At 51.8% G+C, this 13578-nt stretch carries 10 protein-coding genes; 3 read left to right on the top strand and 7 right to left on the bottom strand.

The window, feature by feature from the left end:
• Positions 1-101: 101 nt before the first annotated feature.
• Positions 102-1226 carry a DEAD/DEAH box helicase gene (locus HUN04_16795; protein WDP91264.1) on the top strand — a complete coding sequence of 375 codons (1125 nt, stop codon included), beginning with the start codon at positions 102-104 and terminating at the stop codon, positions 1224-1226.
• Positions 1227-1263: 37 nt separating this feature from the next.
• Here HUN04_16795 and HUN04_16790 read toward each other — a convergent pair whose 3' ends face one another.
• The 7 genes from HUN04_16790 to HUN04_16760 all read right to left on the bottom strand — a co-directional run bounded on the left by HUN04_16790 (position 1264) and on the right by HUN04_16760 (position 9408).
• On the bottom strand, positions 1264-1449 hold the full coding sequence (locus HUN04_16790; protein ID WDP91263.1) for a hypothetical protein: 186 nt from the start codon (positions 1447-1449) through the stop codon (positions 1264-1266).
• A gap of 189 nt (positions 1450-1638) precedes the next feature.
• Positions 1639-2970, bottom strand: a complete 1332-nt coding sequence (locus HUN04_16785; GenBank protein ID WDP91262.1) for a DUF945 family protein — start codon at positions 2968-2970, stop codon at positions 1639-1641.
• A 118-nt stretch (positions 2971-3088) separates the two neighbouring features.
• The gene (locus HUN04_16780; GenBank protein WDP91261.1) at positions 3089-5227 is read right to left on the bottom strand and encodes an ATP-dependent RecD-like DNA helicase; all 2139 of its coding nucleotides are present in this window, start codon (positions 5225-5227) and stop codon (positions 3089-3091) included.
• On the bottom strand, positions 5214-5834 hold the full coding sequence (gmhB, locus tag HUN04_16775; protein WDP91260.1) for a D-glycero-beta-D-manno-heptose 1,7-bisphosphate 7-phosphatase: 621 nt from the start codon (positions 5832-5834) through the stop codon (positions 5214-5216). The genes HUN04_16780 and gmhB overlap by 14 nt, the downstream gene beginning before the upstream one ends.
• Positions 5797-6588, bottom strand: coding sequence for a septal ring lytic transglycosylase RlpA family protein (locus HUN04_16770; GenBank protein WDP91259.1), 792 nt, complete (start codon positions 6586-6588; stop codon positions 5797-5799). The genes gmhB and HUN04_16770 overlap by 38 nt, the downstream gene beginning before the upstream one ends.
• Positions 6589-6594: 6 nt before the next feature.
• Entirely contained in the window at positions 6595-8946 is a 2352-nt protein-coding gene (gene lon, locus HUN04_16765; protein ID WDP91258.1) for an endopeptidase La, read from the bottom strand.
• A 9-nt stretch (positions 8947-8955) separates the two neighbouring features.
• Positions 8956-9408 (bottom strand): Hsp20/alpha crystallin family protein, encoded by a 453-nt coding sequence (locus HUN04_16760; protein WDP91257.1) that lies wholly within the window; start codon positions 9406-9408, stop codon positions 8956-8958.
• A gap of 826 nt (positions 9409-10234) precedes the next feature.
• On the opposite strand from HUN04_16760, the gene HUN04_16755 reads away from it, so the two are divergent.
• Together HUN04_16755 and HUN04_16750 are read left to right on the top strand one after the other, a co-directional pair.
• Entirely contained in the window at positions 10235-11041 is an 807-nt protein-coding gene (locus HUN04_16755) for a PEP-CTERM sorting domain-containing protein (GenBank protein ID WDP91256.1), read from the top strand.
• A 142-nt stretch (positions 11042-11183) separates the two neighbouring features.
• Complete coding sequence (locus tag HUN04_16750) at positions 11184-13466, top strand: tetratricopeptide repeat protein (GenBank protein WDP91255.1); 2283 nt, start codon at positions 11184-11186, stop codon at positions 13464-13466.
• The last annotated feature ends 112 nt before the right edge of the window (positions 13467-13578 follow it).

Genomic DNA, 13578 nt, shown 5'->3' with positions numbered 1-13578 from the left:
ATAGCCGCTTACCTTTTTTCACTGACTATACGGCAGGCCGGGCGGCCCCGGAGAAAATCCGGTCATCCTCCGGCAGATCAATCAATATTTAAGGAGTTTGAATGCGTTTCAGCCAGTTTAAGTTTCACCCCGACATTAATGCAGGCATTGATGCCTGCGGATACACCACCCCCACCCCCATTCAGGCACAAACCATCCCGCCGATTCTTGGGGGAAAAGATGTGCTGGGCCTGGCCCAGACCGGCACCGGCAAAACCGCCGCTTTTGTACTTCCCATTCTCCAGCGCCTGACAGGCCAGACGTCCTCAAAAACACGCAGGCTGCCACGGTCTCTGATCATGGCCCCCACCCGGGAACTGGCCGAGCAGATCCATGAGAATATAAAACTGATGGCAGTCCATACCCCCGTTAAAAGCGTGGCCGTCTACGGCGGTGTCGGGAAAAATCCCCAGATAAATGCCTTTCGCAAGGGGGTGGATATTATTGTGGCCTGCCCGGGACGGCTGCTGGACCTTATGAATGAAAATGCCTTAACCCTTAACAGCGTTGAGGTTCTGGTCCTGGACGAAGCCGACCAGATGCTGGACATGGGCTTTCTGCCGGATATCAGACGGATTATCAAATATTTGCCCAAACACCGGCAGTCCCTGGTTTTTTCGGCCACAATGCCCAAAGAAATAAGGCATCTTGCCCAAAACATCCTGAACCGGCCGGTTACGGTCCGCATCAACCGGACGCAACCGGCCCCCCGTATTGCCCATGCCAGGTTTAATGTTCAAAAACAGGAGCGGACAGCCCTGCTCAAAAAGCTGTTTGCCGGAGAGGGCATGACCAGCACCCTTGTTTTCACCCGCACCAAGCATAAGGCAAAGAGCCTTGCCGTCCAGTTGAAAAAAGCCGGATTCCGTGCGGTTTCCCTGCAGGGTAACCTGTCCCAGAACCAACGCCGCAAAGCCATGGAGGGATTCCGAAGCGGTTCTTTCAATATACTGGTGGCAACAGATATCGCGGCCAGGGGCATTGACGTGTCAGGGGTTTCCCATGTGATCAACTATGACCTGCCCGATACGGTTGAAACTTACATCCACCGGACAGGCAGAACCGGAAGGGCGGATCAGTCCGGCCAGGCTTACACGTTCGCTTCTGTAGAGGACGGCAAGATGGTCGCATTGATTGAAAAGGCCATGGGCAAAAAAATGATGGAGAAATCCTTTCCCCAGAATTAACCCCTGCCATCATCCGGGTGCCGGTACGATTTTCGTCTTATTTTTTTCGAACCGGCGCCAGGTATTCAATCCAGGTTTCCCCGTCATCCCGACGGTCAACACCGTTTCTGCATTCGGGGTTGGATCGCTTTTCAACCCCCGTATAATTTGATGTGTTGAGTCTGCGACGGTCAACTCCGGACCGCCTTTCTTCCCGCTCCCGGCGTTCTTTGTTTTTTTCCATCTTGACACCCTCCGTCATCATGCCCGAAAACTCTTCTAGGAGTGTTATAAAAAATATAGGCTGGAACCCGGGCCCTGTCAAATATAATCACCCGGTCCGATTGGGCCGGGTGATTTATATTTGCGCATTGCCAAACAGGCAGACATCGGAAGGCGAACAATACATCGCCGTCTATATAAAAACTGGCGGTTAGAATGCCAATTCCACTTCCTGGCCGTTGAGATAGAGCTTGTTCTCCCTGATTTCGGCCCGGTGCTTCAGGGTCTCCCCCTCCCGGATGAAGATGCCGGTTTTCATCCCCGGAAAAGCCGGAACGGTGAGATCCTGCTGCCTGGGGCCGGCCAGGGCTGCGGGCAGGGAAAGCGCCGAGTTCAGTGAGAATATGTCCAGGGCCAGATCCGGCTGGACCGCCAGCATCATGCACTGGGCCATGGTCACATCCTGTTTCAGGCCCAGGGCCAGACTGCCGGTGATTTCCCCCTGGGGCAGGGCCAGGTCGAGCCGGGAAACCTTAAATTCAAGCCCCTTTTTCATCAGTTTTTCCAGCCCGCCGACCAGCTTGGGGGCATTCCTGGCCATGAGCTTCTGCATCTCTTCACCGGCCGCCTCCGGGGAGAGGGCAGCACCGGCGGTCCGTGTCATATGGCTGTTTATCATCTTATAATAAACCTGTGCAAACTCTTCATAGGCCTGAATATCAATATTGTTCATGCCGAATTCCACTGCCCATTCCGACAGGGGCTTGCCGTTAAAAACAATATTCCCGGCCTTCATTCCCATGGTGATATCCATATTTTTGTGATCCGGGTCTGCGGACAGGTCATAATCAAGGCTCAGGTCGGAAAGATTCACCGAGGCATCAGCCTCATCCGCAGAAAAAGAATCAACGGCAATGGTCCCTTTTCCTTCCCATATCAAGTCTGAGAGTCTTTTATGAACTGCCTCCAGGGTCACTGGGCCCATTTTATTTGCATTATCTTCGGACAGACCGTCCCATTTTCCGGACATGGCAACTGAGGTAAAGGATTTATCAAGGGTGCTGGTAAATTCAAGGGCTCCGATATTGAGAGGGGCCTTTTTGGTATCCACGACGACCGGGTCCAGAGTGACGATGGAAACAATGGGGCCGATGGCTGAATATTGAGTGCGGATTTTTAAGGGATCTTTCCCCTCTAGCTGGCTTCTGACCCAGTCGGTATACCAAAGATTCTTTTCCAGGCTGGTTTCCGAGGTAATGCCGAGGAACCCGTGACTGGCCTTTTCCGTGAGTACGACATCCTCAATGCCATAGGCTTTGGAGAGGCTGCCGAAGTCAATGCGCCACTCTACATGGGTGTCAAACAGGCCCCGGTCATATTCCTTGATTTCAAACTGCATATCCGACCCGGTACCGGCATATATCTTATTCATATTGTCAACGGCGCCCCTCAGGGTCCGTTCCATGACAATACCGTTAACAAAGGGAATCCCCGGGAGCGCAGCGAGAATAATGACAGCCAGTACGATTACTAATTTTTTCATGATCATTCCTTTTAGAGTCCGATATCGAAGATGTATTATGGATACTGAAATTATACCTGGTTATCAAAGGCAGCCCCGCGGGTCAAGGGAAATCCTTTAGCGGACTCTGCCGGGAGGGTCAGCCCTCTGCCAGTCTCTCTTTCAGTCCGGAAAGCCGCAGGGCGGTCTTATTGTTCTCAAAAGCGATTTCAAACGCCCGGGAAGCGCCCACGATGATGACCAGGTGCCGGCCCCGGGTCATGGCCGTGTATAGCAGGTTACGCTGGAGCAGCGGGAAATGGGCCGTGGTCAGGGCGATGACCACGGCATCGTATTCAGATCCCTGGGACTTGTGCACGGAAATGGTATAGGCCAGGGTAAGCTCATCCAGCTCCAACAGCTCATAGGGCACGGTTCGGCCCTCGTAATCCACCAGTACCTTTCCTTCGGCCTTATCCGCAGAAATCACCCGGCCGATGTCCCCGTTGAACACCTCTTTTTCGTAATTGTTCTTCAGGTGCATGACCTTGTCCCCGGGTTTGAAGGTCTGGCCGTGGGAGTCGATGCCCCCTGGTCGGGGGTTGAGGGCGGCCTGGAGCCGCTGGTTCAAATTGATGGTGCCGGCCTCCCCCCGGTGCATGGGGGTAAGCACCTGGATTTCTTCAATATGGGGAAAGGCCTTGGGAATCCGGGTGGCGCAGAGTTCGGCAATGGTCTCCACCACACGGGCCGGCTCCCGGTTCTCAATAAAATAGAACTCCGAAGCCTTTTCAGGGCCCGCCCCTTTGACCTCGGGCATCTTCCCGTTTCGGATGGCGTGGGCGTGCATGACAATGGGGCTTTCCTGGGCCTGGCGGAAAATCTCGGTAAGGGAAAAGACAGCCACCCGTTCCGATGCCATCATGTCGGACAGGACATTGCCCGGTCCCACCGAGGGCAGCTGAAAGGTGTCCCCCACCAGGATCAGGGTGGCCATGGGCGGCATGGCTTCCAGCAGCCGGTACATGAGAACGGTATCCACCATGGACGCCTCGTCCACCACAAAAAGGTCCAGATCCAGTGGATTGGCAAAATTCCGGCCGAAAATGCCGCTTTCGTGGTCAAATCCCAGCAGCTTGTGCAGGGTGGACGCCTTTTTGCCGGTGACCTCGGACAGGCGGCGGGCCGCCCGTCCCGTGGGGGCGCTGAGCACCACCTTTAGCTTCAGCCGCCGGAACACGGCGCACAGGGCCCGGACCAATGTGGTTTTCCCGGTGCCCGGGCCGCCGGTGATAATGGAAACCTTCTGTTCCAGAATCCGGGTAACCACATCCATCTGCTCCTCGGAAAGGCGAACGGCCAGGGCGGAAAGCACCTCTTCGGCAATCTGGCCTTCATCAATCTTAAAGGGGCGGGCAGGCATGGACAGCAGCGCCCCGATGCGCCGGGCAATGCCGGCTTCCGCCCGAAAGAGGGGTTGCAGATAGACCCGTTCCCCGTCCAGGACCACCTCATCCTTATCGGCCAGGTCTGCCAGGACGCCGTCGAACAGTGCACTTTCCACCCGGGCCATGTCTGAACAGGATCTGAGTAAATCCTCTTTTTGGGCAAACACATGGCCATCCTGCTCCAGCAGCATGAGCCGGCAGATCACACAGGCGGCCAGGCGGTTTTCATTTTCCCGGTCAACATCTGCCCCCCCGGCCAGCTGGTCCACGACCCGGAACCCGATGGCAGGAATATCCCGGGCGATGCGAAAGGGATCTGTTTTCAGGATGTTTAAGGCGTCGTTGCCGTATGTTTTCAATATGGTGCCGGCATGGGTTACACCGATGGGGGTCTCCTGGAGGTATTGCATCACCCGCCGAGCGGAATGATGGGAATTCCAGGCCCTTTCGATCTGGTTTTTCTTGGTTTTGCCGATGCCGTGGACATCCAGCAGCCGGTCCGGTTCATTTTCAATGATATCCAGGGTCCGCTCTCCAAAGGTATCTACGATTTTATCGGCCAGATGGGCGCTGATGCCCCGGATCAAGCCGGAAGCCAGGTATTTCCGGATGCCGGAAAGTGTTGCCGGCAGGGTGACTTCATAGGTTTCGGCCTTGAACTGGTCTCCGAATTTGGGGTGTGAGGTCCATGCCCCCTGCAGTTCAAGCTGCTCCCCTTCGGCCACGCCGGCCAGATGGCCCACCACGGTGATGGGTTCCATTACCTTGGGCACACGGATCCTGCAGACCGTATAGTGGTTGTCCGGGTTCTGAAAGGTAATGCGGGAGAGGGTACCTTTAATGGTGATCATGGACCAATCCGGAGGCGGGGAGGTTGGATGCCAGCCATTGGGCCGCATCATAGAGATCTCGGGCCCAGTAATCCGGTGTAATCCCCTTGTCGGCCAGTTCCTGCCGGGCCTTGGGCCCGTTGCCCGTGGCCACCAGCACGGTTTTGGCACAGCCGGCAGCCCGGCCGCACTCAATGTCCTTGGCCGAATCCCCCACCATGGCCGCGGCTGCCGGATCAATTCCGTATTTTTTTATGGCATCCAAAATCAATCCGGGCCTGGGTTTTCTGCAGCGGCACCCCTCATCCGGGGTATGGGGACAGAAAAAAACATCCTTGATCCGGCCGTCCGCCGCCCGTATGCCGGCCTGCATTTTATCAAAAATGGAAGCCAGGGTCTCCCGGGTAATCATTTTCCGGCCCACGGCGGACTGGTTGGTAATGAGGATCACCTCAAATCCGCTTTTATTGAGCAGGGCCACTGCTTCAGGGCTTTTGGGGATGAAGTGGAACTCCTCCGGGCTTTTGATATATGCCGGGGAATCTTCATTGATCACCCCGTCCCTGTCCAGAAAAATGGTATACATGGACTTACTCCGCAACGGCAAACGTCCGGCCGAACCCCTCATTCATGAGCTGTTCGCTGAACTTTACGGCATCGTTGAGTTTGGAAAACCGGCCGATTCTCACCCTGAAAAACTTGCCCCTGTAATCCTCGTAGGGGACGATATGGGCATTAAGATAGGATTTGGAAAGCTTTTTACGGTAATTTTCCGCATTGGTCCGGACCTTGAAAGCCCCCACCTGCACCGTAAAATTGCCCTTCCAATAGTCCACGGGCTTAAAGGCAGTGGGAGTATGGTCTTTTTTGGAATAGGAGGTGGCCCGCCCCAGGGCCGTGACCCGGACCCGGGCCGTTCCCGGCCCCACCATGCCGATGCGGCTGGCTCCTGAATAGGACAGGTCGATGATCCGGCCCGCCACAAAGGGCCCCCGGTCATTCACCCTTACGGTGATGGTCTTGCTGTTGTCCAGGTTCTCCACCCGGACCCAGGTATTCATGGGCAGGGTTTTGTGGGCCGCGGTCATGGCGTACATATTATAAGTTTCACCGTTGGAGGTTTTCCTGCCGTGGAATTTCCGGCCGTACCAGGAGGCACGGCCCGTTTCCACATACCCGTGGGCCGTGGACAGGGGCACATACTGCCGCCCCTTAACGGTGTACGGCCGCTGGGTGGCCGGGGTTCCTTTAGGATATTTTTTCTTGACCGGCGGACGGTGGCGGGTGTCATAGGTTGAACTTGAACAGCCGGCAAGTGCCAGGGCGCAAAAAACACATAAAAACAGGGCGATTCGTCTCAAGGGGCAGTATCTCAATTTCATTATTATCTATTGCAGGGCGATATCAAGGACATCTTCCATTTTATCGGTAAAAAAGAATTCCATGTTGGACTGGATGTGGGCGGGGACATCTTCCATATCCTTTTCATTCCACTGGGGCAGGATCAGGGACCGGATGCCGGCCCTGTGGGCCGCAATCACCTTTTCCTTAATCCCCCCCACGGGCAGGACCTCTCCCCTGAGGGTGATTTCCCCGGTCATGGCCAGGCGGGGGCGGACCATCCGGTGGGTGATCAGGGAGGTCAACGCCGTAAGCATGGTGACCCCTGCCGAGGGACCGTCCTTGGGGATGGAGCCTTCTGGCACATGGATATGGATATCGTGTTCAGTGAAAAAAGCGTCATCCACACAGAGGCGCTTTGCATTGGCCCGGATAAAGCTCAGGGCCGTGGAGGCGGACTCCTTCATCACATCCCCCAGCTGGCCGGTGAGGGTAAGCCCGCGGCCGCCGGTCATGGCCACGGCTTCCACAAAGAGGACCTCGCCCCCCACCGGTGTCCAGGCCAGGCCCACCACCACCCCCGGGGTATTGATGCGGCGGGCCATGTCCGGCATATTCTGAACCGGTCCCAGAAAGGCGGTCACATCCTTCTGGCCGATGGCCAGCTTGTCCACTTCGTTTTCGGCGATTTTAGCGGCCACGCCACGGCAGACAGCTCCGATGCGGCGCTCCAGGTTCCGCAGACCCGATTCCCGGGTATACCCTGAAATGATCTTCTTTACGGCGCCGGCCGTAATCTTGATCTGACCGGCGGTGAGCCCGTTGGCCTCCCGCTGGCGGGGGATGAGGTAGCGGGTGGCGATTTTCAGCTTTTCTTCTTCGGTGTATCCGTTGAGTTCCAGCACCTCCATCCGGTCCCGCAGCGGCGCCGGAATGGTATGGAGCACATTGGCAGTGGTCAGAAACATCACATCGGAGAGGTCAAAGGGCACATCAAGGTAATGGTCCACAAAGGTGTGGTTCTGTTCCGGGTCCAGGACCTCCAGCAGGGCCGAGGAAGGGTCCCCGTGGTAGGAGGAGTTGACCTTGTCGATCTCGTCCAGCATGAATACCGGATTCTTTTTTCCGGCCTTTCTCAGGTGCTGGATGATCCGTCCGGGCAGGGCCCCCACATAGGTCCGGCGGTGCCCCCGGATCTCGGCCTCATCCCGGACGCCGCCCAAGGCCACCCGGACAAATTCCCGGCCCAGGGCCCTGGCAATGGACTTGCCCAGGGAGGTTTTTCCGGTGCCCGGAGGGCCGGTGAAACAGAGGATGGGCCCCTTGGAATCCTTTTTGAGTTTGCGCACGGCCAGGTATTCCAATATGCGTTTCTTGGGCTTTTCCAGGCCGTAATGGTCCTGGTCCAGGACCCGCCGGGCCCGGCTGATATCCAGATGGTCCCTGGAATAATCCTGCCAGGGCAGTGCGGTGAGCCAGTCCAGATAGGTGGAGGAAACCACATACTCCGATGATGAAGGGTGCATCCGGCCCAGGCGCAGCAGTTCCCGGTCGGCTTCCTTCCGGGCCTCTTCGGGCAGGCCTTTGTCTTCGATCAGGGCCTTGTATTCACGGATTTCCACGCTTTCGTCCTCGGTTTCCCCCAGCTCCTCCTTGATGGCCTTGAGCTGCTGTCGCAGGTAGTACTCCCGCTGGCGCTTGTCCATGTCTTCCTTGACCTGGCTCTGGATCTTGGAACCCATTTCAAGGATCTCAAGCTGGTCATTGACCAGGCGGGTCACCTTTTTGAGACGCATGTTCACATCCAGCATCTCAATGACCTTCTGCTTTTCCGTCACCGGGGCATTAATGGTGGAAGCCACCATATCCGCCAGGACATTGGGTTCCTGAAGGGTCTTGATCATCTGCCCCATTTCCGAGGGCAGGCCCGGAGAGAGGTCCACGATCTTCTCGTACTGCTCCATTATGTTGGCCATGAGCGCCCGGTTTTCCTTATTCCGGTCTGCATTCCGGCTCTTGAGTACGGAAATCTTGGCCTGCATATAGGGTTTGCCGGTCAGATATTTCACCACCTTGAACCGGTTCAGCCCCTGGATGAGCAACTGGGCCCGCTCATCTTCCATTTTGGACATCTTGAGGATCATGGCCACGGTGCCGATGCGGTGCAGTTCATCCGCCGTATGCTTGGAATCAATATCCGACCGCCGGGAAAGCAGCAGCCCCAGCATCCGGTTCCCGGCCATGGCCTCGTCAATGAGGTCAATGGCTTCCTTCTGGATCAGCACCAGGGGAAGAACCATTTTCGGGAATAAATTGGTGTCCACAATGGGAAGGATGGGAAGATTTTCGGGTATATCGTCTGTGCTTATGGGGGCGGAGGGATGTCTTAACTCATCCATTCGTCTTCCTTATAGAAAATCCATGGACAGATTCTGTTTTTGTTTGATGTCCTGTCTGGCCAGTTTGCCCAGGGACAACTCAAGGAACCCGTCTGAAAAAGAGGCGGTAACCTTTTCAACGTCAATCACGCTGGGCAGGTAAAGCACCCGCTCAAACTGGCCGAACTGAATTTCGGCCAGCCGGTAGGTGGCCGTGGGATCGGGCTGGCTGGATTTCCGGGTGCCGGAAATCTTAACGGCTTTGTTGGACACTTCAATGACCATGTCCTCCCGCCTCACCCCGGCCATCTCGGCCTGGATGATAATCTGCTCCCGTGTTTCAAATATATCCATCTGGGGCTTCCAGACCCGCTTGGTAAAGCAGAACATGGGATTGACCGACTGAAACATCTCTTCAAAGGATTTCTCCTCCGTGGCCGGTGTCTCGATATGATCCCCAAACCGAATTTCAATATGCTCCATAAAACGCTCCCGCTGACACTCGCGCTGTTTATGCTGTATTTGCCGCCGGCCACGATGGTGTCCCTTTCCGGCGGCCGGTCAGCCGTAAGGCCGACCTGTTAAAAATACCACCTGGTTGCATCCTTGTAAAGCGCTATAAAAGATTCCCGGCAATTCCCGGCATTTACACCCCGCGCGGATTGCTGCCCATACTCTATGCGTGAACAAATTAAGCATCCTGCATGGAGAGCACTCTGCAATTGGTGGCCATGCGCTCCTGGATGAGAGGCAAGAGCTGTCTACTATTTTTCTTTACATATGGAATAAACTTCCATCAATTTGTGTATTTTTTTTCATATCCAGTCAACCTCTTTTATACGGAAGTTTTCCTAACAAAAAGCTACATTTTCGAAGCTTCGCCCCTGCGACAGCCGGCAATTAAGGTCTCTGAACTCTCTTTTTTACAGCGCTTTCAATGGGGCTTATATGTTTTCTGCTTTGCAAGGAACATGGTACATAAATTGCTGTAGTTATTCACTGTTATTTGCTGTATTTTTTAACAGCAAAACTGACCACATGCGGAATCTCTCCAAAACTGAGACCTGAGTTGCTATTCATTACGAAAAAAAATTTGCCATGGGTTTTTGTTAGTGGCTGCGATGGGATTGAGGCGAAATAAATTATAGCAATCCCTTAAGGAGGGGTGTTTTTACTCTCTACAGGGATTAAAATTCTCCTTAATCAGATTTATCACCATCTGCATTCCAGGAACAAAAACCTGACCCATTAATTTATCCAAAGCATGGTAATGGCAGGCCATGCTTAAAAAAACAAAGGGAGGAGTTTTATGAAAAAATTTTTATTATTAATGGTCATTTTCGGGGTAATTCTTGGCTTATCCGGAAGTGCATCAGCCCTGTATGTCACCGGAGGGGATGCGGCATCTCAAGCCGATGCAGACGATGTGCTTGATATCGTTTTCGCGTTTGATACAAGCGGTTCCATGTACGACGAACTGAATGCCGTGATTGGATCAATCGAAAGGATTGTGACCAGCATTAACTGCCCGGACTGTGATGTCTGGGTCAGAGCGACATTGATGGGAATTACAAGCGATTATACTATGGGTGAAAATGTCAGAGACTATGTATACGGTGTCGGAGGCACCCCTGTTTCCAACCACTCGGAAGACAATGGTCCTGCGGTTACGGACCTGGTAAACTACTTCAACTGGAACGACGATACAACTGCAGATCAGGACTATTACAAGGCAATCGTCACCATCGGGGATGAAGGAACCGAAAATGGTGCAGGAGTTTATCAGGATGACTGGGATGCCGCTTATGCCGCAAACCAGGCAGCAGACGCCGCAGGCATCATGGTTTTCTCCATACTTGGCACCCCATTTACCGCAGCTGCAGAAGGCGTATTCAGCGCCATGGCCATCGGTGGAACCGGCGGCGGTCACACTTTTGCGGATACCGGCGGCACCTTTGTTAAAACCAGCAGCAATACCATTGAACAGGACATTGAGGATATCATCTGTACCGCAGGTGGCGGGGGAACCGGTAATGAAATTCCCGAGCCGGGAACCATGATTCTTTTCGGGCTGGGCCTCCTTGGATTCGCAGGATATTCCAGAAGAAGAAAATAATTTTTTTTAGTATCGTTTCTTAAAAAAGGCAGGAGATTTTTCTCCTGCCTTTTTTATTTCAAAATCTGAATAAAAAAACAAGGTTGCAACCAATGACAGTTCAATGATATGAAAAAATAAATTCCAGACTCGGGAGCCTGCCATGAATCAATCAGCGTTTATCGTCTGCCGGATACTTTTATTATTTTTCATCCTGTTTCCTGCCTGTACATCGGATTCAGAAAAAATTAATACTTTTTTATCCGAAGGAAAAATATTTCTTGAAAAGGGTGAGTATGGTAAGGCAAAAATTCAATTTCTCAACGCCGTCAAATTAAATCCAAACTCGATAGAGGCCAATCTCCTTTTGGGGGAAGCCGTTAGCAAAACAGGTGATGTAAAGGAAATCTTCAGAACATATCTTCGGATAGAAAAAATTGTTCCTGAAAATATCCAGGTAAAGCTTCAGTTGGCATCCATAACGCTTTTAGCCAACCGGCCAACGGAAACACAAGACCGAATCAGTTTCATCCTTAAAAAAGAACCCAACAATATTAAGGCCTTATATCTACAGGCAGGCTTATTCACAAAATTAAACCACAGGCCAGAAGAAATCACACCTATTTATGATCAGATTCTAACTGCTGATCCCGGTCAGATTCCCGCCCTTTTATTGTATTCCCAATACTATATTTCAAAACAGCAGTGGGATGACGCCGAAAAAAAAATAAGAACGGCAATCTCTATTCCCCCCAAGAAAATGGAACTTTATAAGGCGCTGTACCTGCTTTACATAGATAAAAAAGACTTTAATTCAGCAGAAAACACACTAAAGGACATCGAACGAAGGTGGCCGGAATCCTCTGAAGCAGACTTAATGCTGGGGAATTTTTACTCCGGACAAAAAGGGGATGAGCAAGCGGAGAAATACTATCTTAAGGCCATTGAAAAGAATCCTGCCAGCATAAAGGCTCCTCTTAGACTGGCAAAACTCTACAACCGGACGGGCAGGGTCGCCTTGGCTGAAAAACTCATAATCAAAACCGTGGCCAAGGCCCCGGATAACACACGAGTTAAAATCGTTCACGCTAATTTTTTATTTTCCCATGATCGCATAGATGAATCCCAGGAGATTGTCGAGCAGGTCCTGAAAGAAAGACCCAACTTGTTGGAAGCACGAGTATTGAAAGGCAAAATTTCTATCTCTCAAAAAAAATTTGACCAAGCCGTTAAAATATTCAGCACTCTGGTGAAAGAAGAGCCTGAATCGCCAAATTACAACTATTTAACGGGAGTAGCACTATTTGAAGAAAAGAAATATGAACAGGCATTGGGTTATCTGAATACGGCGATTGAAAAAAGACCATCACACCATCAGGCAAGGCAGCTTATTTCAAAGATTTATTTTTATAATCTGGATTTCTTAAGTGCCCAAAATGAACTGGAAAAAGTTCTGGAATTCCATCCCGAAGACTACCAGGCGAATCTCCTGATGGGAAATATCCACATGGCGCAAAAGCATGAAAATGAAGCGCAGACATTCTTTAAAAAATCCATTGAGCTAAAGCCAGATAATCCCGAAGCTTATTATCGGATGGGTATCTTAAAAAAACTCCAAAAAAATAACATAGAAGCCATTACCTATTTTAAAAAAGCGCTTGATATTAACCCAGACCTGATGGATGTGTTTTCAAATATGATTTCGGTGTACCTGGATGACAAACAAATAGATGGAGCCATGACACAATGCCGTAATTTTATGAGAAAAACGGAACAGAAAACAACGAAGGCCGTCCTGCATACTATTCTTGGCCGTTTACACTTCAAAAAAAAAGAGGGCCGCCTCGCAGAAGAAGAATACAAAAAAGCCATTGATCAAAATCCCCAATTTGTCACCCCCTACCTATCTTTAGCCGATATTTATAAAGAAGATGGAAGAATAAAGGAAGCAATTGACCAGTACAATGCTGTGCTCGAAAAACAACCGGATCATGCCGGTACACATAATTCGCTGGGCACACTTTACGAGAGCCTCAATAAAATTGAGCTCGCCGAAAAGCATTACACATCGGCGATCAAAATTAACGACAGCTTTGTGCCGGCCATGAATAATCTTGCCTATTTATATGCCGATAATGACAAAAAGTTGAATCTGGCGTTAGACCTTGCCAGAAAAGCTAAAGAAAAGGCAAACCAGTCTGATGTAATAATAGATACATTGGGCTGGGTGTACTATAAAAAAAAATTGTATGACAGCGCCATTGAAGAATTCAAAAATTGCATACAAATCAAACCGGGCAATCCCATTTACCATTACCATATAGGCCTTGCCTACCATAAGAAATGGGAGTATGAAAAAGCCTTTCAAGCACTCAATAAGGCTCTCAGCATTAGTGATGATTTCAAGGGGGCAGATAATGCAAAAAAACTATTATCCCAACAATAATTTACCCGCTATTCCAGGTACGCCCTATAGATAAAACAACCCCAACCTTGCAGAAAATCGTTAAACAACTCCAGTGTCAATCAAATTGGAAGCCCCTCCCCATCCGCCCGGT

The organism is Desulfobacter sp. (genome assembly GCA_028768525.1).
Lineage (GTDB): Bacteria > Desulfobacterota > Desulfobacteria > Desulfobacterales > Desulfobacteraceae > Desulfobacter.
The sequence above is the reverse complement of the archived record's forward strand: the minus strand, read 5'-3'. Positions and strand labels throughout refer to the sequence as shown.